Source organism: Streptomyces sp. SID5643 (genome assembly GCF_009872555.1).
Taxonomy (GTDB): domain Bacteria; phylum Actinomycetota; class Actinomycetes; order Streptomycetales; family Streptomycetaceae; genus Streptomyces; species Streptomyces iakyrus.
This window is the reverse complement of the sequence record NZ_WWIC01000150.1, coordinates 1-287: the sequence shown is the minus strand read 5'-3', so window position 1 is coordinate 287 and position 287 is coordinate 1. Positions and strand designations below refer to the sequence as shown.

General features: G+C 66.9%; 1 protein-coding gene. It reads left to right on the top strand.

Annotation, left to right across the window (positions count from 1 at the left end):
• A partial coding sequence (locus GTY56_RS18325) for a beta-ketoacyl synthase N-terminal-like domain-containing protein (RefSeq protein WP_272923379.1) occupies window positions 1-287 on the top strand: 287 nt, incomplete at both ends.

The window sequence follows — 287 nt, the reverse complement described above, 5'->3', positions numbered from 1 at the left end:
CATGACGCGGGGGAGTTCGACGCGGGGTTCTTCGGTATTTCGCCGCGTGAGGCGTTGGCGATGGATCCGCAGCAGCGGTTGTTGCTGGAGACGTCGTGGGAGGCGTTGGAGCGGGCGGGTATCGACCCGCACTCGCTGCGCGGCTCACGGACCGGCGTCTACGCCGGAGTGATGGCCCAGGAGTACGGTCCCCGACTCCACGAAGGCGCTGACGGCTACGAGGGCTACCTGCTGACCGGGACCTCCGGCAGTGTCGCTTCGGGTCGTATCTCGTATGTGCTGGGTCT